At 68.2% G+C, this 21,304-nt stretch carries 20 protein-coding genes; 7 read left to right on the plus strand and 13 right to left on the minus strand.

The window, feature by feature from the left end; translation table 11 throughout:
- Positions 1-3: 3 nt before the first annotated feature.
- From OG984_RS20040 to OG984_RS20050, 3 genes are read right to left on the minus strand one after another with little or no spacing between them, the layout of a single operon-like run.
- Positions 4-567, minus strand: a complete 564-nt coding sequence (locus OG984_RS20040) for an SACE_7040 family transcriptional regulator (RefSeq protein WP_008355856.1) — start codon at positions 565-567, stop codon at positions 4-6.
- 33 nt (positions 568-600) lie between these two features.
- The gene (locus tag OG984_RS20045) at positions 601-1,263 is read right to left on the minus strand and encodes an SWIM zinc finger family protein (protein WP_328527957.1); all 663 of its coding nucleotides are present in this window, start codon (positions 1,261-1,263) and stop codon (positions 601-603) included.
- Entirely contained in the window at positions 1,260-3,974 is a 2,715-nt protein-coding gene (locus OG984_RS20050) for a DEAD/DEAH box helicase (protein ID WP_328527958.1), read from the minus strand. The genes OG984_RS20045 and OG984_RS20050 overlap by 4 nt, the downstream gene beginning before the upstream one ends.
- A gap of 110 nt (positions 3,975-4,084) precedes the next feature.
- Between OG984_RS20050 and OG984_RS20055 the strand changes: the two genes are divergently transcribed.
- The 3 genes from OG984_RS20055 to OG984_RS20065 all read left to right on the plus strand — a co-directional run bounded on the left by OG984_RS20055 (position 4,085) and on the right by OG984_RS20065 (position 7,309).
- Positions 4,085-4,807 carry a molybdopterin-dependent oxidoreductase gene (locus tag OG984_RS20055; protein ID WP_328527959.1) on the plus strand — a complete coding sequence of 241 codons (723 nt, stop codon included), beginning with the start codon at positions 4,085-4,087 and terminating at the stop codon, positions 4,805-4,807.
- A 34-nt stretch (positions 4,808-4,841) separates the two neighbouring features.
- The gene (locus tag OG984_RS20060; protein ID WP_328527960.1) at positions 4,842-6,449 is read left to right on the plus strand and encodes a DHA2 family efflux MFS transporter permease subunit; all 1,608 of its coding nucleotides are present in this window, start codon (positions 4,842-4,844) and stop codon (positions 6,447-6,449) included.
- Between the two features lie 80 nt (positions 6,450-6,529).
- Complete coding sequence (locus OG984_RS20065; RefSeq protein ID WP_328527961.1) at positions 6,530-7,309, plus strand: endo alpha-1,4 polygalactosaminidase; 780 nt, start codon at positions 6,530-6,532, stop codon at positions 7,307-7,309.
- A 33-nt stretch (positions 7,310-7,342) separates the two neighbouring features.
- On the opposite strand, the gene OG984_RS20070 is transcribed toward OG984_RS20065, so the two are convergent.
- Entirely contained in the window at positions 7,343-7,837 is a 495-nt protein-coding gene (locus OG984_RS20070) for a hypothetical protein (protein WP_328527962.1), read from the minus strand.
- 196 nt (positions 7,838-8,033) lie between these two features.
- On the opposite strand from OG984_RS20070, the gene OG984_RS20075 reads away from it, so the two are divergent.
- Positions 8,034-8,315, plus strand: a complete 282-nt coding sequence (locus OG984_RS20075; protein ID WP_196875985.1) for a DUF4333 domain-containing protein — start codon at positions 8,034-8,036, stop codon at positions 8,313-8,315.
- Between the two features lie 6 nt (positions 8,316-8,321).
- On the opposite strand, the gene OG984_RS20080 is transcribed toward OG984_RS20075, so the two are convergent.
- The 4 genes from OG984_RS20080 to OG984_RS20095 all read right to left on the minus strand — a co-directional run bounded on the left by OG984_RS20080 (position 8,322) and on the right by OG984_RS20095 (position 12,319).
- On the minus strand, positions 8,322-8,846 hold the full coding sequence (locus OG984_RS20080; protein ID WP_328527963.1) for a hypothetical protein: 525 nt from the start codon (positions 8,844-8,846) through the stop codon (positions 8,322-8,324).
- Positions 8,846-10,291 carry a putative T7SS-secreted protein gene (locus OG984_RS20085; protein ID WP_328527964.1) on the minus strand — a complete coding sequence of 482 codons (1,446 nt, stop codon included), beginning with the start codon at positions 10,289-10,291 and terminating at the stop codon, positions 8,846-8,848. The genes OG984_RS20080 and OG984_RS20085 overlap by 1 nt, the downstream gene beginning before the upstream one ends.
- Positions 10,291-10,737, minus strand: a complete 447-nt coding sequence (locus OG984_RS20090) for a hypothetical protein (RefSeq protein ID WP_328527965.1) — start codon at positions 10,735-10,737, stop codon at positions 10,291-10,293. The genes OG984_RS20085 and OG984_RS20090 overlap by 1 nt, the downstream gene beginning before the upstream one ends.
- Positions 10,738-10,981: 244 nt before the next feature.
- Positions 10,982-12,319, minus strand: coding sequence for a hypothetical protein (locus tag OG984_RS20095; RefSeq protein WP_328527966.1), 1,338 nt, complete (start codon positions 12,317-12,319; stop codon positions 10,982-10,984).
- 132 nt (positions 12,320-12,451) lie between these two features.
- On the opposite strand from OG984_RS20095, the gene OG984_RS20100 reads away from it, so the two are divergent.
- Positions 12,452-13,063 (plus strand): hypothetical protein, encoded by a 612-nt coding sequence (locus tag OG984_RS20100; RefSeq protein ID WP_328527967.1) that lies wholly within the window; start codon positions 12,452-12,454, stop codon positions 13,061-13,063.
- 16 nt (positions 13,064-13,079) lie between these two features.
- On the opposite strand, the gene OG984_RS20105 is transcribed toward OG984_RS20100, so the two are convergent.
- From OG984_RS20105 to OG984_RS20115, 3 genes are all read right to left on the minus strand, one after another.
- Positions 13,080-13,463, minus strand: a complete 384-nt coding sequence (locus tag OG984_RS20105; RefSeq protein WP_328527968.1) for a hypothetical protein — start codon at positions 13,461-13,463, stop codon at positions 13,080-13,082.
- 68 nt (positions 13,464-13,531) lie between these two features.
- Complete coding sequence (locus tag OG984_RS20110; RefSeq protein ID WP_328527969.1) at positions 13,532-14,821, minus strand: cytochrome P450; 1,290 nt, start codon at positions 14,819-14,821, stop codon at positions 13,532-13,534.
- Positions 14,808-15,113 carry a hypothetical protein gene (locus OG984_RS20115; RefSeq protein ID WP_328527970.1) on the minus strand — a complete coding sequence of 102 codons (306 nt, stop codon included), beginning with the start codon at positions 15,111-15,113 and terminating at the stop codon, positions 14,808-14,810. Before OG984_RS20115 ends, OG984_RS20110 begins: the two co-directional genes overlap by 14 nt.
- Positions 15,114-15,280: 167 nt before the next feature.
- Between OG984_RS20115 and OG984_RS20120 the strand changes: the two genes are divergently transcribed.
- Together OG984_RS20120 and OG984_RS20125 are read left to right on the plus strand one after the other, a co-directional pair.
- The gene (locus OG984_RS20120; RefSeq protein ID WP_328527971.1) at positions 15,281-16,483 is read left to right on the plus strand and encodes a sensor histidine kinase; all 1,203 of its coding nucleotides are present in this window, start codon (positions 15,281-15,283) and stop codon (positions 16,481-16,483) included.
- Positions 16,480-17,160: a response regulator transcription factor gene (locus tag OG984_RS20125; RefSeq protein ID WP_328527972.1), complete on the plus strand. Its 681-nt coding sequence runs from the start codon at positions 16,480-16,482 to the stop codon at positions 17,158-17,160. The genes OG984_RS20120 and OG984_RS20125 overlap by 4 nt, the downstream gene beginning before the upstream one ends.
- Before the next feature lie 11 nt (positions 17,161-17,171).
- Here OG984_RS20125 and OG984_RS20130 read toward each other — a convergent pair whose 3' ends face one another.
- Positions 17,172-19,256 carry a RecQ family ATP-dependent DNA helicase gene (locus OG984_RS20130; protein WP_328527973.1) on the minus strand — a complete coding sequence of 695 codons (2,085 nt, stop codon included), beginning with the start codon at positions 19,254-19,256 and terminating at the stop codon, positions 17,172-17,174.
- A 27-nt stretch (positions 19,257-19,283) separates the two neighbouring features.
- Positions 19,284-20,912: an ABC-F family ATP-binding cassette domain-containing protein gene (locus OG984_RS20135; RefSeq protein WP_328527974.1), complete on the minus strand. Its 1,629-nt coding sequence runs from the start codon at positions 20,910-20,912 to the stop codon at positions 19,284-19,286.
- Positions 20,913-21,304 lie beyond the last annotated feature (392 nt).

The raw sequence follows: 21,304 nt of genomic DNA on the forward strand, positions 1-21,304 counted from the left end.
CCCCTACTCGGCGAGGGCGGCGCGGGCCATCTTGGTGAGCACGGCGCGCGTGGACTCCTCGGGGAGGACCCGGTTGTGCGGCGTGGAGTTGATCAGACCGAAGACGGCGTGGGCCATCGCGCGGGCGCTGTCGAGGGCCAGCGACGGGTTGCGGTCGCGGAGCTGGTCGGCCCAGAGGTCGACGTACTTCCGCTGCAGGGTGCGCACCTGATCCCGCGCCTCGTGCGGGAGCGACTGCCAGTCGCGCTCCTGGACGACGATGAGGGCCCGGTCGCGCAGCGCGAAGTCGACGTGCCAGTCGATCAGCGCCTCGATGGCCTCGGTGGTGCTCGAGGCGCCCTTCACCCGAGCGCGGCCCTCGCGGAGCAGCTCCTGGGAGATCGAGACGAGCATCTCGGCGAGCATCGCGTCCTTGCTCGGAAAATGCTTGTAGAGCGCCGGGCCGGAGATGCCGCAGGCTGCACCGAGCTCGGAGACGGACACTCCGTGGAAACCGCGGGCCGCGAAGAGCTCGGCCGCGGTGTCCAGGATCTGCTCGCGCCTGGTCTTCGTCGGAGCCGAGGTCATTCCGCCAGGTTAGCCGCTATTCACCCGTTCGAGTCACTCCTCCAGCATGTGACGCGCCCGAAGCACCGCGTCGAGTGCGATCTCGACGTCATCGACCTGGTCGCGCGTCGCCTCGCCGACCGGAGCCGCTCGGACGATCTCCGGTCCCGGACGCAGACGCCCGATCAGCTCCTCGCGCTCCGCGCCACGTAGGTGAAGCAGCACAGTGGCGTCGCGGTCGACCGTCCAGCAAAGCTGGTGGAGCACCGCCAGCGAGTGGCCGCACACCGCATGCCAGTGCCCGCAGGTGCAGGTCACCGCGAGCTCGTCGCCGTAGGGGACCAGCTCGACCCCGGCCTCCTCGGCATGCTCGGCCACGTCCAGCGGAAGCTCGCCGACGAGGAGGGCCTCCGCCCGCTCGGCCGAGGCACCGAGGACCTCCGAGAGCGCGGCGACGTCGTCTGCACTCAGCACCGGAACCGTGCCGGTCACCGTCCACAGCCCGCGCTCGTCATCCACCGCGGCCGCGAACCGGCCGGCCTCGACGACCAGCCCTCCGATCCGCCCCGAGCGGGCCAGCGAGCGGGCTCCGGAGAGCTGGTTGTCGTCGTAGGCCAGCTCCTCGACCGCCCGCAGGAACGCTCGCCCCCACCAGGACTCGACCCGCACCATCCCACGCCGGTGCGGCTCGCGAGCGAAGGTCAGCGCCAGACTCATGACGCGATCCGGCGGCGTTTCCGGCGCTTCTGGGGACCGAGCTTGACGAGCTCACGGAGCTCGGCGTTGGACAGCTCGGTGAAGGCGGCCTCGCCGGCCCCGAGGACGGCGTCGGCGAGGACCCGCTTGCGCTGCAGCAGCTCGGCGACGCGCTCCTCGACGGTGCCCTGGGTGATGAGCCGGTGCACCTGGACCGTACGCGTCTGGCCGATGCGGTGGGCGCGGTCGGTCGCCTGGTCCTCGACCGCCGGATTCCACCACCGGTCGACGTGGATCACGTGGTCGGCACGGGTCAGGTTGAGCCCGACCCCGCCGGCCTTGAGCGAGAGCAGGAAGACCGGCACCTCGCCCTCCTGGAAGCGCTCGACCATCCGCGACCGCTCCGCGACCGGGGTGCCGCCATGGAGGAACTGGTGCTGCACACCGGAGGCGGCCCAGTGGGCCTCGAGGAGGCGGGCCATCGCGACGTACTGCGTGAAGACGAGCACCGCCCCCGACTCCGCCAGCACGGTCGAGACCAGCTCGTCGAGGAGTTCGATCTTCTGCGACCTGCCCGTGATCCGGCCGGACTCCTGCTTGAGGAACTGCGCCGGGTGGTTGCAGATCTGCTTGAGGCCGGTGAGCAGGCTCAGGACCAGCCCGCGCCGCTGCGGGTCGTCGGCGTCGAGCCGCTCGATCCGCGCCATCGCGTCGCGCACGTAGGCCTCGTAGAGCACGGCCTGCTCCCGCGTCAGCGAGAGCAGATGGTCGGTCTCGGTCTTGGGCGGCAGCTCGGGAGCCACCCCCGGGTCCGACTTGCGGCGACGCAGCAGGAACGGGCCGACCAGCGCCGCGAACTCCTTCGCCTTCCCGACGTCCGCACCGGCCTCGATCTGGCTCGCCCAGGCCCTCCGGAAGGCGAGGCGGCTGCCGAGCAGCCCCGGCACGCACCAGTCGAGCAGGGCCCACAGCTCGGTCAGGTTGTTCTCCACCGGGGTGCCGGTCAGCGCCACCCGGGCGTGCGACGGGATCTCGCGCAGCGCCTTCGCGGTCGCGGACGCGGCGTTCTTCACGTGCTGCGCCTCGTCGGCGACGACGAGCCCCCACGACACCGCGGAGAGCAGCTCGACGTCGCGCCGCATCGTCCCGTACGTCGTCAGCACCACCCCGCTCGCACCCTCGACGTCGCGCTCGGATCCGTGATGGCGCCGCACCTCCACCTCGGGCGCGAACCGGGCGAGCTCGGCCTCCCAGTTGCCCAGCAGGCTCGCCGGGCACACCACCAACGTCGGCCCCCCGGTGGTCGAGCTTGTCGAGATCCCTTGGCGATGCAGGTGGAGCGCGATCGTCATCAGCGTCTTGCCGAGACCCATGTCGTCGGCCAGGCACCCGCCCAGCCCGAGCGAGGTGATCCCGGCCAGCCAGGTCAGCCCCTCGACCTGATAGCCGCGCAGCGTCGCCTGCAGCTCTGGTGGCACGTCGACGGCAGGACCCGAGGTCGCCGCGATCACCTCGTCACGCAGCCGCGCGATCGAGGCCCCGATGATCACCTTCTCGCCCGGCGCCGCCTCGGCGACCTCCGCCGGCACCTGACCGGTCAGGGCGACGGCCAGCGCCTCGCCGCCGGTGATCCGCTTGAGCAGCCGCTTGCGCGCACGACGGAGCACCGAGGGATGGACGACCGCCCAGGCCCCTCGCAGCCGCAGGATCGGACCCGCGGCCGCCGCCAGGGCGTCCATCTCGGCGGCATCGAGCGGCTCACCGCCGAGCGCCACCTGCCACTGGAAGGCGAAGAGGCCCTTCTTCCCGAGCGGCGACTCGCGCATCAGGTCCTCCCGCGCACGGGTGGAGGTCGACGGCGCCCGGTCGACCGCCACCGACGTCGTCAGGTCTCGCGACAGCGACCGCGGCCAGAGCACGTCGACACCGCGCTCCTTGAGCCACCCGACCCCGTCCTCGAGCAGGTCCACGACCTCGTCGCTCGACAGGGTCAGCGACGAGGGCACCGGCAGGTCGAGCAGCTGGTCGAGCACCGGCCACGCCTCCGCGGCGCCGCGGAGAGCGACCTGCGCATGCGTACGCGCCCGCGGACCGAACCCGTGATCGTCGGCCTCGTCCCACAGACGGGCGGCATCGGCCACGTGCAGCGGATCGGCCTCGTCGTGCACCTGCGGCACCAACGTCAGCGACCCGGCGAGCAGGTCCTCCTCCGGTGCCTCGACCCGGAACGAGAGCCGCACCAGGGACGGCAGCGAAGCCGTCACCGGACCCTCGTCGGTCCGATAGCGCGCCAGCCGGGTCTGCAGCGACTCCCGGAACGCACCCGCCCCGGACGCCTTCGGTGCCGAGGTCGGCACCGCGTCCGCCACCGCGGCCACGATGTCCCGCACCATCAGCTCGGCGGCCTCGCCGTCGAGGTCCTCATAGGCTCGTGACTCGGCCAGCAGCCGCACCCGCTCTTCGTCCTCCGGCGTGTAGCGGACCGCCCACGAACCATCGGCGGGTTCCAGCTGTCCCGCGGCCACGAAACGGAGCCCGAGATGTGCTGCCGACGCGACCAGAGCGACCGAGGGATGCAGGTCGGAGGCTGCGTACGCCTTCTTCAGGACCGGCAGCGCCGCCCGCATCGGCAACGACACCGACCGCCGGGAGTCCACGAACTCCACGGCCGAGTCCCGCGGCGGCCGCGCGGGCCGGAAGACGGCGCGGCCGGTGACGGGTACGAAGGACATGGACACGACCGTAGCCGTCCCCACCGACAGGGTTTCTCATCCTCGAGGATGAGGGAGCCGACCCCAGAGGTTGAGGCGCCGCATGCCAAGGCCCTGCCACGGTGGCTGACATGACCGAGACCATCCATCCGCACGCCGTCCTCCCGCCAGGCCAGCGGCGCATCGACTTCTTCCCGCGCTTCGGGCGACGCGTCGCCCAGCCCCCACCGACCGTGCCCGCACATCCGACGGTGGTCTTCGGCGGAGCGCTCACCGCGCCGGTCGAGATCGCCCTGGACGAGCTGACCGGCGCCGATCGTCGCGAGCTCCACGCCGACTTCCACTGCGTTGCCGGCTGGTCGGTGACCGACCTCTCCTGGGAGGGCGTCGCCTTCGCCGACGTCTATCAGCGGTACGTCGCCCCGGCCGTCCGACCCGGCACGACCGTCACCCACGTGCTGGTCCGCGGCCTCGACGGCGAGCACTTCGTAGGCCGGCTCGACGACCTCCTGGCCGACGACGTGCTGCTCGCCGACCGGCTCGACGGCCGGCCGCTCGACGGCGATCACGGGGCGCCGTTGCGACTGGTCAACCCCGCGCAGTACGGGTACGCCAACATCAAGCACGTGTGCCGCATCGACGTGCTCGCCGCCACTCCGACGGCAGACTCCCCGGCGCTGCTCGACCGGCTGCTGCAGTCCCACCCGCGGGCGCGAGTCTGGGAGGAGGAGCGCCACGGCACGCTGCCCGGCTGGCTGATCCGGCCGATCTACCGGGTGATCAAGGCGTTCATGCTCTCCGCGGCCGCTCGACGCAGTGAGTCAGGTCACCATTCAAAAGTAAATAATGGCTAGGGGACCTATCAACCCACACGTAGGCTGTCAACCCGTGACAGACATTTCTGCCAAGCCTGAGAAGGCGCCAGACGATCACCTCGACAAGAGCGTGCTCATCGTCGCGGGCGTCGTCGTGCTCGGATCGATCATGTCGATCCTCGACATCACCGTTGTCTCCGTCGCACTGGAGACCTTCCAGCGCGAGTTCGACGCCACCTCTGCCGAGGTCGCCTGGACGATGACCGGCTACACCCTCGCCCTGGCGACGGTGATCCCGCTGACCGGTTGGGCCGCCGACCGGTTCGGCACCAAACGCCTCTACATGACCGCGATCGTGCTCTTCGCGCTCGGCTCGGCGCTGTGCGCCCTGGCCACCACGCTGCCCATGCTGGTCGGCTTCCGGGTCCTCCAGGGCCTCGGCGGCGGCATGCTGATGCCGCTCGGCATGACGATCCTGACCCGCGCCGCCGGCCCCGAGCGGGTCGGTCGCGTGATGGCGATCCTCGGCGTACCCATGCTCCTCGGCCCGATCCTCGGCCCGATCATCGGTGGCGCGCTGATCGACTCGGCCTCGTGGCACTGGATCTTCCTGATCAACATCCCGATCGGCGTCATCGCCATCGTCTACGCCTGGCGGGCGCTGCCCAAGGACCACGTCGAGCCGTCGCAGTCCTTCGACTTCCTCGGCATGGTGCTGCTGTCCCCGGGGCTGGCGCTGTTCCTCTACGGCGTCTCCTCGATCCCCGAGGCCGGCACGATCCTGGACACCAAGGTGCTCTCCTTCATGGTCGCGGGCCTGGTGCTGATCGCCGCGTTCATCCCGTGGGCGCTGTCGTCCCGCAACGACCACCCGCTGATCGACGTACGCCTCTTCGGCAACAAGGAGCTCACCGTCGCGGTGATCACCCTGTCGATCTTCGCGATGGCGTTCTTCGGTGCCTCGCTGCTCTTCCCGCTCTACTACCAGCAGGTACGCGGCGAGGACGCCCTCCACGCCGGTCTGCTGCTGGCTCCGCAGGGTCTGGGCGCGATGGTCACGATGCCGCTCGCCGGCATGCTCGCCGACCGCACCGGCCCGGGCAAGATCGTCCTCAGCGGCCTCACCACGATCGCGGTGGGCATGTTCATGTTCTCGCGGCTCGACGACGCCACGCCCTACTGGTACCTCCTCGTGTCCCTGTTCATCATGGGCCTCGGCATGGGCGCGACGATGATGCCGACCTTCGCGGCCGCCCAGGCGACGCTGCGCGAGCACACCATCGCGCGCGGTACGACCCTTGTGAACATCGTCCAGCAGGTCGCCGCCTCCGCCGGCACCGCGCTCTTCTCGGTGCTGCTCACGAACGCCCTGTCGGGCAAGGAGTCGATCTCCGCCGCGGACGACCTCGCCGACAAGCTCGGTGTCCCGGCCGGCGGTCTGGAGAAGTTCCTGGCGGACCCCGCCAACCAGCAGAAGGTCGGAGAAGCCGCTGCTTCGCTGGGTCTCGACCCGGCCAAGCTGCCGGAGGTCTTCAAGGCGATCCCGGTCGAGATGGCCGAGGCCTTCTCGACCACCTTCGTGATCGCCGCGATCCTGGTGCTCGCCACGCTCATCCCGGCGTGGTTCCTGCCCAAGAGCAAGGCCGAGCACGGAGCCGCCGCTCCGACGGTGCTCCACTGATCGGCTCACGCGCACGTACGCAGGGCCGGGCTGCCGCTGGCAGCCCGGCCCTCGTCGCACTTGTCGGGTCGTTCGCCTTGGTGGCCTGCGGGTCCGCCGCGGCGCCGTTTGCCGACACGGCGCCCGATCTCCCACCCACCGACGGCGTCTTCGACTACCAGCTCGGTGGCATCGCCGATCAACTGTCCGACGGCACCCCGATCGACGTGGTTGCCCGCGACGCCACGGCCGGGCCCCTCGATAGCGCCTACAACGTCTGCTACGTCAACGGCTTCCAGACCCAGCCCGGCGCCGACTGGTCCGAGCACCCATCAGCGCTGCTCCGCGACGCCTCCGGCGATCCCGTACGCGACCCCGACTGGCCCGATGAGCTCATCCTCGACCCCTCCACCGCCTCAGCGCGTTCGGCGATCGTCGAGATGGTCGGTCCGGTCATCGAGAGCTGCGCGGAGTCGGGCTTCGACGCCGTCGAGATCGACAACCTCGACACTTGGACCCGCTTCGACTCGATCTCCCGGGAAGGCGCCTTAGCCCTGGCCTCAGCGTACGTGACCACCGCTCACGACCTCGGCCTCGCGATCGCCCAGAAGAACGCCGCCGAAGCCGCCCGGCCGGCTCACGACGACCTCGGCTTCGACTTCGCCGTCGTCGAAGAATGCGGCGCCTACCACGAATGTGCCGCCTACACCGACGTCTACGGCTCCCACGTGCTCCAGATCGAGTACCCCGACTCCCTCGCCGAGGCCGGCCACGCCTTCGCTGATGTCTGCGCCGACCCCCACCGCGCCCCGCTCACCATCCTCCGCGACCGCGACCTCGTCGGGCAGGACGATCCGGCGTACGTCTACGAGGCGTGCTAGGGCTCGACCGCCAACGGTCTACTCGCTGCATGATCAGCGGGCAAAGAGCTTCCCAAGCACGCTTCCGTGCTGCCATCCGTGAGACTCGAGCCACCTAAAGAGCGGCTCCTTGATCCGACTCGTCTCGAATGAGTACGCGACAGGTTGGAAACCAACCGTGTCATCACCGTCATTAGTCGTGGAGCGGTTGACGCCGCCGAACTCAAAATGCCACTTCTTCTTGACCATCTTCCCTGATGACCAACTCTGTTCCGCCCCGAAGCTGAACCCGTCGCCTGTGAAGCCTGCGTGAGCCTCGGTCTCCGAACTGTGATCCTGGTAGTCGAACGTGCCGTTTCGCTCATTCAGGGTGACTATCAGGCGATATGACTCGTCAATGTGAGTTACCTCAGTGCGATACAGACTGGTGGCTTTGGCCACGTCCCACCAGCCAAGGATCTGAGTGCCTTGGGCGAAGAAGCTGAAAGGTTGACTCTCGACATTCAGCGTCACGATCTCCGGCAACATTTGAGCGAGTGGCGTCGGCATGTCTACTTTCTACCTCGGAATGGACCGGTTGGCCAGCGACACGGGTGCTTGGGCGGCCCGTCGATCCCACGCAGCCACACACTGGTCTCCCAAACTTGGGTAGCTTCTGATCTAATGGGTCGCAGGTCCAGACTCGGACCAAAGTAGCGCCATCGTCGTCTAACTAACCTAAGGACCACCTATGCTCGGAAGAAGAGTGGCATCCTTCCCGCTGGCCATCATCGTGCTGTTTGGATCGTCCGCGTGCGGCGGCAGCATCCAGGAACGCAGCTTGGAGAAGAACGTAGCTGATCAACTTGAAGAAATGGCGGGGCAACGGCCGGATGAAGTTGATTGTCCCGGCGACCTGAAGGCTGAAGTGGGCGCCGACATCCGGTGCACACTCACTGCCGGCGGAGAAGAGATCGGCCTCACCGTAACCGTCACATCCGTAGACGGAACCGACGCGAAGTACGAGATCCAGGTTGACGAGAAGTAGCCCTGGTCAGTCTCGCGCCGCAGCGAGCATCTCCTCGGCGCCCGGGACAATCCTTGCCTCCGCCAAAAAGTCGCGGAACTCGGATCCGACGACCGGCCATTGCGCAAACTTGCAGGTGACAGCGAATACCAAAATGATCCGCTTCCATGGGAACTCGCTGTCCACGATCGCCTGAAAAACCTGCGCCTGATACAGGTCAAACCGAGATCCATCTATCGTTGCGTCCATTTCGATCAACTGCACAATCGCAGGCGCGCCATCCGATTCAATTTCAGTACGCTTCACCAAGTCAACGGCCAACAAAGTCTGGCGCATCGACTGCAAAGTCTCGTCCGCGACCATGCCGAGCGTAGAGGCATCGACTCGAAAGGATCCTCTGACGCTCAGAACGGGTGTGTAACTCAGGTCGTTCGGATCCACACGGACAGCCGTGAAAGCCGCGTCACCTGCACCAACCTCTTTCGAATCCACCGAGTGCCATCGCTTATTCGGCAGCGCAACGTCTATAGGTATCGGCAATCCCACCCCCATCAGAGAAGCCCTCCGATCGCCTTTACAACCGACTTTCCAGTATCGACCATTTCTATCGGGTCATATTGCAACTTATCCACGACGCGCAAGAGGTCTTCTGGGTCGCGCGCAATATCGAGATACTCTCCCGAGTCCAGAGTGACCTTGTCGTAGATGTCGCTGGGGTTTTGAATCATATCCTTTCCTGTCGCGGCGATCTCCGGAAAGTCGACGACGATGTTCGGCTTCACGGTTCCCCCGAGCCCGAGCGCGAAGCCCGCCTCCGGCTCCAAAGAGAATCGACCTCCATCCCAAGACATGTTCAGGTCGGCCACGTATCCCGCACCAGCCCATGCCTCGGCGTCTAGACCGAGTCCAAAACCACCAAAGGTGACGTCACCCCCTCCACCCGCTTTGCCGCCAGCAAAAGCCTCGACCCCCGCATCGACGCCGCCGTTATCGACCGACAGGGAGTTGTTGAACTCCGTTCCGATCGACCCCTGGGCATTGCCACTCCCATTCCAGTATCCATGTTCAACGTTGAACTCACGCTCACCCTGCGCAATTTGAATATGCGCGTTGGCTTCTAGCTTGATTCCATCCTTGCTAAAGGTTCCTACGACTTCGCCGCCAACACCGTAGAGCGTATATTTTCCCTCTCCGGCGACCTTGACTTCCCCGACGCCTTCTTCCCACTTTTCTTCAAGTTGGAAGGCGTAGATCTCCCCGTTGGCGTGGATCAACTGGAGAGTATCGCCGTCGACCTTATACCCTTGTATCTCGCCATTGCCGCCGAGAAGGTCGCCAGGAATGCCTGCCTCCTTGAACTTTTTGCGGAGGTCGTCCCTCAGGCTTCGGAAGCCTCGACGTTTTAGATCCGCCTTGGCTTGTGCGGTCTCCGTCGCAGACGCGCCTGCCCGATCGAGAGCTTCTCGTGCATCCTCAAGAATCTCTTTAGCATCCTTTCGAAGAGGCTCTCCTGGGTCAACGAACGGTCCCGGGTGAGCGAAACCGATCAAGGGAATCGACTGGCCGCTCCTGATCGCGGCGTTGTGCTCAGCGACCTGGCGGTTATAGCCGTCGACGGCCGCATTGTGCTCAGCCAAAGCCTTCTTGGTTGCCGCTTCGCCCTCGTTCCACTTGTCGATCGCGCTTTGCGCGCGGTCCTGTGCACGGCCAAGAGCATCCGCGTAGGTGTTCAGGCGCGTGCCCACGCTCTTGAGGCTTTCGCGGTAAGTCTCGAACTTCTGGGTTTCGCTCGCCTTCTCGTAGATGTACCCGGCCTTGCCGAGACCGCCTTCCCAAGTCGGAACCGCGAGGCCCTCTATCCTGTCGAGTAGATTCCCGATACGCCTCTGCTCGTCGAGGATCGCCGTGGCTTGTTCAGCCACGGCCGCCACGTCACCAACGATCAACGCCTTCGGATCATCGGTTGCGCCAAGTTCGGCGCCCTTCGGGAGCGCCATCAGTCGGCCCTCGGCGCAGTCGATGGCGGAGGGGTCAACGGTGAGAACTGCGCACCGTCTTGACCGTAGATGTTTGGCAGCGGCTGCACATTCCCAGGTGATCGGCCATGAAGGTACGGCAGCGGCGTCAACTTGCTGCTTCCGCCGCCCTCCGCCCAAGACCCCGGTCGCATCAGATCTGCACTGTCGAGGTCGGCTTGCTCATAGTGGCGAGCCTTGTCGAGGAGGTACTCGGACAGCGACCCCAGACCCTTACCCAGTTCTCGCCGAGCGTCCCTGGCTTGCGACAACACCTCCTTCACCCAGGAAGCGACCTCGATGTGGCCAACAAGGTCCGGCCCCAGGGGCGAGTCCGGCATTTTGGATGAGCCAAGGTCCTGGCGCAGTTCGTCGTACTTGCCCGCTGTGCGTCGTAAGTCGTCGACCGTGACTTCGTACCCGTTCATCGCAAATCCCCCGTGCGGTGTGGTTCCTACTCGTCTTCTTCCCCAGAAGTCAGCAGTTCAAACACATCCAACACAAGAAAAACCTGTCTACCCGAGGAAACAGGAGCCTTCGAGGCCCAAGTTAAAGTTGGCACGATCACAGCGTCGCAGTCAACGCCAATCTCATGCCACTGACGCTGTCCGTGGCGCCAGCTCGACGAACGGGCGTCGGGCGATCGCCGTGGACAGCGCGGAACTTTGCGTTTTAGCTGCGGCGGTTCTTGCCGTCGCTTATGTCGTCGCCTTGCGTTGCATTCGGAACCCACCCGCGGGATGCGTTGGGGTCGAGGACGTCGCTTGCGGTTTCGGTCCAGTCGTCGGTGTAGTCGGCTTCCCACTCTTGGTTCTGGCTGCCGTTCTGGTCCCTCTTCTTGCTGCCGCGGCCACCGGCGGCACCGGCTCCACCGCGACCGGCCGTACCGCCGCGTCCGGCCCCACGTCCGCCGGCACCGGTGCCTCGCGCACCGGCTCCCGCGCCACGCGCGCCCGCACCGCGGGCCCCAGCGCCAGCGCCGGCTCCCGCACGGGCACCCGCTGCGCCAGCCCTACCAACTGCGGACCTGGCCGCGGCCGACCGGGAGGTGGCTCCAGCGGTCGCTGCCTTCGCGGACGCTCCGGCGGCGAACCTGCTGGCGATGGCCTTGGCCACGCCGGCGCCGAGGAGGGCGCCGCCACCGGCGATCGCGAGAGCGGACATGCCGCCTGTGCCGCCAGCCAGGGGTGCGAGGCCGTCAGCCGTCTCGACCATCGCATACGAGGTCGAGGGCGCGGGCGTGCCGTCGGCGTTGATCCACTCGGTGCCGTTCCACTCGGGCTTGTTCTCCGCCTTGTGCGCCTCGATGTTGGCCTTCTCCTGAGCGATCAGCTCATGACCCCACCCGTCGGGGTAAAGCGTCCCGGAGTTGTACTTCGACATCCGCGCCTGGGACGCGGCGACCTGGCTCGCCGAACCCGGCTGTGACGCCGTGCCCGGGGGCAAAGCGTTGGAGTCACTGCCGTCGTCGTACAAGGCGCGTACCTTCGGCTCCGCCTCTTCGACGGAGACGTCGACGGCCTGGACCTTTTCCGCAGCGACGCGCTCGGCGTCAGCGATGGCGGCCTCACGCTCGGCGTAGGCGTTTTTGGCTTCGGTGTACTCCTTCTTGTTCAGCTCAGCCTGAGCAACTGACGTGCCGCCACCCGGCGTCGTCTTGAAGGTTGACTCCGGCGGCACCGGATCGTGAGAGGCGGGAAGTGTCGCCTCAAGCGCCTTGTGGGCTTCCTGGGCATCCTTCATCCGGTCTCGAACAACCCACAACGCTGCAGTCGCCTCCTCGAGAACGTCGCGCTTCTCGTTGGTCTCCTTGCCCGACGTCTCCATGTCACGCCGAGCTGCGGGACCCGACAACGACGTGTCCGAAAAGCCGTCCTCGACCCGCGCAGCGTTGCTGATCATGGCGTTGCCCGCTGCATCGAACCGGTCCGTGGCGCGTTCCCAACTTCTGATCATCGCCTCGATTGCGCTCGGATCGCTGCCGCGCACGTACGTGCCGAGGCGTTCCATCCATGGACCCTTGACCGTCATCGTCCCTCCCGAGGACTTCAGTTGGGGCACCGGACAGCCCCTTCACAACGTAAACGATATGGGGCGCACGCGGCATCATGCCTGCCCATTCGATTGCTCTACAGTCTTCCCATGCCGACCTCTCGGACGATCGCGGCCACCGCGCTGATCCTGACTACTGCCCTCACCGGAACCAGTTGTGCGTCGTCCGCCGGAAGCGGCCCGGATGCACCGAGCACTCCAAGCGAGAGCGCCGCTGCCAGCACCTCTCCGACGTCATCCTCCATTCCCAGTGATTGGCAAGAAGTGTCGGTCGACTCGGCCCAACTCCACATCCCGCCGAACTGGGCTGTCGAGCCTGGAGGCGCGGAGACGGTGTCGATGGTCGCTCCGAAGGACGATCTCGGCTACTCACCCGGATTCGGAAACCTCCTGTCCAGCAACCTCGCGGGTGGCGGCGACATGGCGTCCAACGTCGAGACCCTCGCTGGGTACGAGAAGGAGCGACTGACGACTGCTGGATCCACGAACCTGAAGCGCCTTCCCGACGTGACGCTCAACGGTGCCCTCTTCTATCACTTTCAGTACGAGAAAGATCGGACCTGGAACGACAGCTACGCCACGGTGACCGAGGACGGCCGTCAGCAGATCACCGTCAACTGGGATTTCAACAAGAGCGACATCGACCGGAAGGGTGCGGACGCTCTCATCGCCGAGGTCATGCCGACATTCGAACTGCTCTGACGTCTGCCCGACGCAGTCAGACTGCGAAGTACTTGCCCGGGCCCGCCTTGTCGAAGATCACGAGCGGGTTGCTCATCAGGGCAAGCGCCGAAGCAAACTTCTGCGCGGTGATCGCAGCATCGACGTCAGCGCCTTCGAGCGCAACCATCGCCTCATGAATGCCATCGCTGGTCGACTTCAGTCCCTCCGCGGTGTCGCCAAGAGACCGATCGATGTTCTGGTGGCCTTTGGCAACGACGCCCGCGAGCCACTCACCACGGGCTGATCCACCGAACATCCCGGCAACGGGATCGACAAGAGCCTTTCGCTCTGAGATCACGAGCTGACGCTCGTCATCCAGTGCTTGTCGAGCATTGTCCAACCTGACCGCATCGACGCTGACCTGACCCTTGTCACCCATGGTCCGCCCTCCCGAGGCTTCCGATCGCACCCCCGGCGGGTGCCTCAGTAGGAGTAGTACACCACGGCTCACAGGGCGACGGGCAGGGATGCGTAGCCGCGGAGGATGCGGGTGGGGCGGCGTGTGGCTTCGCCGTCGACGCGGAGGGTGGGGAAGCGCTCGAAGAGCATGCGGAGGCCTACGCGGGCTTCGAGGCGGGCGAGGCTGGCGCCGAGGCAGAAGTGGGCGCCGGCGGAGAAGGAGAGGTGCTGGTCGGCGTTGGCCCGGGCGATGTCGTACGTGTCGGGCTCCTCGAACACCGAGGGGTCGCGGTTGGCTCCGCCGATGACCACGGCGACGGCGGTGCCTTTGGCGACGTCCGTGCCCCCGACGCGCGTATCCGCGTAGGCCTCGCGGACGGTGGCCATGACCGGCGGGTCCCAGCGCAGAGTCTCTTCGACGACACCGTCGACGATGGACGGGTCCGAGAGCAGAAGGGAACGCTGCTCAGGGTGGGCGTCGAGGGCAGCGACGGCATTGCCGATCAGGTTGACGGTGGTCTCGAACCCGGCTGCCAGCAACAACAACCCGAGGGCGTGGAGCTCGATGTCGTCGAGGTCGCCGGCGATCACCAGGGCGCTGAGGAGGTCGTCGGCGGGGTCGGCGCGGAGGCGGCGTACGTGGTCCTCGAACCAGTGATGGAGCGAGCGCATCGCGGTCTCGACCTGCGAATAGTCCCGCCACGACAAGCCCGGATCGAGGATCGCGGCGGCCTGGTCGCCCCACCGCAGGATGTCGGCGCGATCCGCAGCGGGCACCCCGAGCAGCTCGGCGATGACGGCGATCGGGAGCTTCGCCGCGTACTCCTCGATGATGTCGACCCGCCCCTCGCGCGGGTCGATCTCGTCGAGCAGGTCGCCGGCGACAGCGGTGACCATCTCGGCCATCGAGCTGATCCGGCGAGCGGTGAACGCCTTCGAGACGTGCTTGCGGTAGCGGGTGTGCAGCGGCGGGTCGACCGCAAGCATCGACGGCGGGTCGACCGGGCCCAGCGCGTCGGGCGCGCTCACCTTGCCGAGCAGCCACCGCAGCGGCACCGGGAGCTCGCCCTGGCCGTCGCCGACGCCGAAGTCGCTGCTGCGCAGGATCTCGTTGGCGGCGGCGTACGACACGGTGCCGGCCATGAACGGGTTGACGTGGATCGGGCCCCGCGCTCGCAGACGCCCGTAGTCCGGCATCTCTCGCGACCACATCAGCTCGGCGAGCGGGTCGCCGCGCCTCGACGCGAGGCTCAGCACCGCTCGGTTGATGCCCTGGGAGAGGGCCCAGCGGGCGTACGACCTCCCTCGCTCGATCGGTGGCAGATCACGCCGAGGCATCGGCGAGCTCCTCGCTGAACTCGTGGATGCCGATCCGGCCCATCAGCGGGGCCAGGTCGGCCAGCAGGTCGGCGAAGGTCGCCTCGTAGTCCTCCTGCGACAGCGCCGGGTCGAGCTGCGCCTGGAACCGGATCCGCCACCGGTGGCGCAGGGCTTGCGCCAAGCGCTCCGGGGTGCCGAACGCCTCCGCATGGGCCGGCGACCACGGCAGCTCGCGCGCGAGGCCGGCGCGCAGCTCCGCCTCCGTCTCGTTCAGCAGCCGGTAGCGCTCATGGGTCTGGCTCCAGGTCATCGTCCTCACCGTCTTCGTCGTCGTTGAGATGATGGTTCGACGCTATTGACCAGAGGACCCCGGGCACATCGCACGCTGGCAGGTACCTGTGTTCCTACCGTGGTAGGAGAGCGGCCGCCTGCCACGGTCGGATGCGACACGACTCACGCGTTTCTAGACTGAACGGCATGAGTGTCCAGGACTCCGCTCGCGACGTGCGTGACTTCCTGGAACGGCGCTGCCGTAGCAAGAATCTCGACATCCCCTGGTGGGCCCCGCTGCTGTCGGCGTTCGGTCTCGTCGCGATGGTCACGGTGGCGGTGCTCCAGCGCGACGTCGCCGGCGACATGGTCGTCGCGGGCCTGGTCATCGTCGTCCCGTCGCTGAGCATCTTCTTCATCCCGACCAGCGGCGAGTGGCTCAAGACCCACATGTGGGTCGTCGACCTCGTGCCGACCCTGGCCGGGTCGGCCTGGCTGATGTCGCAGCCCGCCTCCGCGTTCTGGCCGCAGCACGACTTCGCGCCCGCGGTGCTGGTGCCGCTCACTCTCGAGATGGTCATCCGCGAAGGTTTCCGGACCGGAACCCTCTATGCGATCGCCTCGGCGGTGACGATGGGGGTCTTCGCCACGGACACACCCAGCGGCATCGGGGTCCACTACCTGCTGCTCTTCGTCGGCTGGATCCTCGGGCTGCTCATGCTCGCCCAGATGCGGGCACTGCGCGCCGAGCGGCAGGCCCGGTCGCAGGAGCACGCCCGCGCGACGGAGGCCGAGCGCACCCGGATCGCCCGCGAGATCCACGATCTCGTCGGGCACTCGCTCTCGATCACCCTGCTCCATCTGACCGCGGCGCGACGCTCCGTCGCCGAGGGCGACGACCCGGACGAAGCGGTGTCCGCGCTCACCGAGGCAGAGGCCGTCGGGCGTCGGGCGATGGCCGAGATCCGCCGTACGATCGGGGTGCTGTCGACCTCCGGCGCCGGGACGGCGCCGCTGCCCGGGGCCGCGGACGTGGTCCGGCTCGTCGAGGAGGGCCGCAGTGCGGGGCAGACGATCACGTTCTCGTCCTCCGGCGACCTGTCCCGCATCGACGCCGGCGTCGGCCTGGGCATCTACCGGATCCTGCAGGAGTCCCTCGCCAACGCCATCCGGCACGCCCCCGGCGCACCCGTCTCGGTCTCGTTGGCGGTCGCCGACGGCGTACGTCTCTCCGTGCAGAACCCGATCGTCGGGACCCGGCGCGGGGTCGGCGAGGGGTCCGGGCTGGCCGGGATGGCCGCCCGCGCCGAACAGCTTCGCGGCCGGCTGTCGGCCGGAGCCGAGGAGTCGATGTGGAAGGTTGACCTGGTGATCCCGCCGCACTGTCTCGTACGCAAGGCTCTGGCATGACGCCGGTCAGCGGCTCGGCGCCGATCCGGGTGATCGTGGTCGACGACCAGGAACTCGTACGCAGCGGCCTGCGGCGCATCCTGCGACGGCGCGACGGGCTGGAGATCGTCGCCGAGTGCGGGGACGGGTCGGAGGTGGTCGCGGCGCTCGAGGCCAACCCGGCCGACGTCGTCGTCATGGACCTGCGGATGCGGCAGGTCGACGGGATCACCGCTACCGGCCTGGTACGGGCGCTGCCGGAGGCTCCGCCGGTTCTGGTGCTGACCACGTTCGACGAGGACGAGCTCGTCTCCGGGGCCCTCCGCGCCGGGGCCGCCGGCTTCATCCTCAAGGACTCGCCCGCCGAGGAGCTGGTCATGGCCGTACGCTCCGTCGCGCTCGGCGACGCCTGGCTCGACCCCGCCATCACCGGCCGGGTCCTGGCCACCTACCGCTCCGCGGTCGCTCCCTCCGGGAGCAGCACCGTCGAGGTCTCCGAACTCACCGACCGCGAGCTCGAGGTGCTCCGCGGCCTCGCCTCCGGCTGGACCAACTCCGAGATCGCCGAGCGGCTCGTCATCTCCGAGCTCACCGTCAAGTCCCACATCGGCCGCATCTTCGCCAAGCTCGACCTCCGCGACCGCGCGGCCGCCATCGTCTTCGCGTACGACCACGGGATCGTCCGGCCGGCGACCTGAGGCGGCGCGCCCTACGTCGTCGTCGCCAGCACCAACGGGCTCACCGAGCCGGCGCCGGCGTCGAGGAGAGCACGGGCGGCGAGGGTGATGGTCCAGCCGGTCGCGACGCGATCGTCGACGAGCAGTACGTCGACACCCGGTGGAACCTCGGCATGGAGCGAGAAGCGGCGGCCGACGGCGGCGACGCGCTGGGCGGAGTTGGAGGCACCTTGGCCGGGTCCGACATCGGGGTCGACGATGGCCCAGGAGCCGAGAACGGGGACGCGGAGGTAGCGCGAGAGACCGTCGGCGAAGTCCCGGGTCAGGGTCGGGCGGGTCGCCGACTCGACGTAGACGATGCCGCCCACGCGAGGCTTCCAGTCGCCCAGGACCTCGACGACCGCCTTCACCAGCGGCACCGGCACCGGGCCGTCCTGGGCGGGCTCGCGGAAGAGGTCGCGCAACGCCTGGCCGTAGCCGAGATCGGTCAGCCGCGCGACCGCGCGCCCTTCGAGCGGACCCTCTTTGATCTTGCCCTTGAGCGAGATGCCGAGCCGGTCGAGACCGGTGGGCCACATCTTCTTCGGCTCCACGACCACCCCGGGCCGCGACAGCCGGGCCGACGCCTCCTGGACCGCTCCCTCGGAGACCGCCGAGGTCACCGCGAAGCCACCACAGTTGTCGCACCGCCCGCAGTCCACGGCGCCGGGGTCGTCGAGCTGCTCGCGCAGGAACCGCATCCGGCACTGGTCGGTCGAGATGTAGGCGAGCATCGCGTCCTGCTCGCGGCGCCGAGCCTCCGCGACCCGCGCATAGCGCTCGGCGTCGTAGTCCCACGGGACACCGGTCGCCTCCCAGCCACCACCGACCCGACGCGCGGCGCCGTCCACGTCGAGCACCTTGAGCATCTGCTCGAGGCGTGAGCGGGACAGGTCGACGTAGGTCTCCAGTGCCTGCGTCGACAGCGCCCGTCCCGCCTCCGACAGGACCCCGAGGGTCTGGCGCACCTGCTCCTCGCGCGGAAAGGCGAGCGAGGCGAAGTAGGCCCAGATGTCGCGGTCCTCGACACCGGGGAGGAGCACGACCGAGGCGTCGGAGGTGCCGCGGCCGGCGCGGCCGACCTGCTGGTAGTAGGAGACCGGGGAGGAGGGCGCGCCCATGTTGACGACGAACCCGAGGGTCGCGTCGAAGCCCATCCCGAGCGCCGAGGTCGCGACCAGCGCCTTGACCTTCCCGGCCGCCAGCGACTCCTCCAGCTCGGCCCGCTCGGCCGCCTCCGTACGTCCCGAGTAGGCGGCCACGTCGTGACCGCGCGAGCGCAGATAGTCGGCGATCTCCTCGGTCGCGGCCACGGTCAGGCAGTAGACGATGCCCGATCCGGGCTGCTCGGAGAGGTGGTCGGAGAGCCAGGCGAGCCGCTGCTCCGGGGTCTTCAGCGAGACCACCCCGAGCCGCAGCGACTCCCGGTCCAGCGACCCCCGGAGCACGAGAACCCCCGAACCCATCTGCTCGGCGACGTCCTCGGTCACCCGGGAGTTGGCGGTGGCGGTCGTCGCGAGCACCGGGATCCCGGTCGGAAGGTCGGCCAGCAGCGTACGGATCCGGCGGTAGTCGGGCCGGAAGTCGTGCCCCCAGTCGGAGATGCAGTGGGCCTCGTCGACCACCAGCAAGCCGCACTCGGCGGCCAGCCGCGGCAGCACCGCGTCGCGGAACTTCGGGTTGTTGAGCCGCTCGGGTGAGACCAGCAGGACGTCCACCTCGCCGGCGTGGATGGCCTCCTCGATCGAGACCCAGTCCTCGGGGTTGGTCGAGTTGATCGTCACCGCCCGGATCCCGGCCCGCTGCGCCGCCGCGATCTGGTTGCGCATCAGCGCGAGCAGCGGCGAGACGATCACGGTCGGCCCGAGACCGGCCTCACGGAGCAGCAGCGTCGCCACGAAGTAGACCGCCGACTTCCCCCACCCGGTCTTCTGCACGACCAGCGTCCGGCGACGCTCGACGGCGAGCGCCGAGATCGCCGACCACTGGTCCTCACGCAGCGTGGCGTCATCGCGGCCCACCAGGGCACGCAGATGCGCCTCGGCACGAGCACGTACGTCACTGGCGGGATCAGTCATGCACCCAGGTCTACCAGGGACCACCGACTACCTTCCCAGCGCCAACGTCGGCCAGTCGGCGAGATCGGCCAGCATCTGCCGGTCGTGCGTGGCCACGACGACCGCTGCCGACGTGGCCCGCAGTGCAACCGTGAGCTCGTCCACCAGCCCGGACGACAGGTGGTTCGTCGGCTCGTCCAGGATCAGCAGGTGCGGGCGCGAGGCCAGCCGCAGCGCCAGCTCGAGCCGTCGCTGCTGCCCCTGGGACAACCGCGCCGCAGGCGTACGCCGCGCCTCCGCGTCCATCAGCCCCGTCGACCGGAGCGAGACGACCGCCCGCTCGGGCACCACCCCGGCGGCGACCAGCCGTCCGCAGTGCTCCGTATAGATCTCGGCCGCGGTCAGCCCCGGTGTCCAGTCCGGTTCCTCCTGACCGACCAGTGCCACTCGCGCCCCCGGCGAGACCCACAGCGACCCGGCCGAAGGCACCAGCTCGCCGCCCAGCACCTGCAGCAGGGTCGACTTGCCCGCCCCGTTCGGGCCGGTGACGAGGAGCCGCTCGCCGGCGTCGAGCGCAAGCGAGACGGGCGCGGACAGCCGACCGAACACCTTGATGTCATCAGCCCGCAGCAGCGTGCCCCCGACATCCGACGGGAGCGACGGAAACCGCAGCGACACCGGCGGCTCCGGCACCGAGATGCGGTGCGCCTCGAGTGCCGCGAGGTCGCGGTTGAAGGAGCGCACCAACCCGGGAGCGCGGGTCTGTCGTTGATGCTTCCCGGTCCCCTTGGGCGGGCGCCAGCCGGTGCTCAGCCGGTCCCGGGCCGCCGACACCGAGTCCTGCAACCGTCGGTGCTCCTCCTGCTGCGCCGCGAAGTCCTGCTCCCAGCGCTCACGTTCGCGCCGCCGGCCCTCCTGCCAGCCCTGATATCCCCCGGCGTACGTCCGGGCCCGGCCGTCCTCGCTCGGATCCAGGTCGAGGAACTCGACGCCGACGTCGCGGAGGAGCAGGCGGTCGTGGGAGACGAGGACGACCCCGCCGGCATGGGTCCGGATCCGCTCGGTGAGGAACGCCAGCCCCGAGGCGTCGAGATGGTTGGTCGGCTCGTCGAGCACGAGCAGGTCATGGTGCGCCCCGAGCAGGCAGGCCAGCCGCACCCGATAGCGCTGCCCGACCGACAGCGTCACCAGCTCCCGCCCGTGATCGGTGCACGCGCCGAGTGCCTCCAGCGCGATCTGCACCCGGCGCTCGGCGTCCCAGGCGTCCAGCGCGGTCGCGCGCTCCAGCGCGGCGGCGTACGTCCCCGCGGAGTCCGTCGGGTCCTCGGCGAGCGCCTCGGCAGCCACATCGAGCATCCGGAGCGCTTCGTAGGACTCCGCCAGAGCGGCGGAGGTGAGGGTGCCGACGGTGTCCCCAGGACGTACGTCCAGCGCTTGATGGGCGATCCCGAGACTGCCGTGTCGCTGAACCCGCCCCGAGTCGGGGACGAGCAGTCCGGCCAGGACATGGAGCAGTGTGGTCTTGCCACGGCCGTTCTCACCGACGACGGCCAGCCGGGACCGGTTGGCGGCGGAGACGGTCAGGGAGACGTCGCGCAGGACGGGGCGACCGCCCCGGGTGACCGAGATGTCCTCGGCGCGCAGATGGGCAGAGGTGTGATGGGTCTGTACAGACACGAAAATGAACTTCCAGCTCGCGTACGGGAGCCGGGAAGCGAGAAGCAGCTACCCGGCTATGGCCGGACAGCGGCGTGAGTATGCCTCGCAGCGCCGCCGTCAGGCGACGGAGCGCAGGCGCATGTAGGCGATACCGGAGTACATGTCTCCAGGGTAGACAGGGACGAACCGTCCACGCGAACCGTTATTCACCGGGCGATGGAAATAACGCCGAGCCGGCGCTGTTGGTCCTCCCCCACGGGGACCCGCAGAACCGGCCCGGCGTCTCCAGTATGCGTCCAATCGCCGCACCGGCATAACCACACGCCCGAATTCGTACTTTAGTTACCAAAAGCGGTCGACGACGCCGTCTTTGGATGGGACGGCGCCGTCGAGACCGGTTCTGTTGGGAG

The sequence above is a fragment of the Nocardioides sp. NBC_00368 genome (genome assembly GCF_036090055.1).
Lineage (GTDB): Bacteria > Actinomycetota > Actinomycetes > Propionibacteriales > Nocardioidaceae > Nocardioides.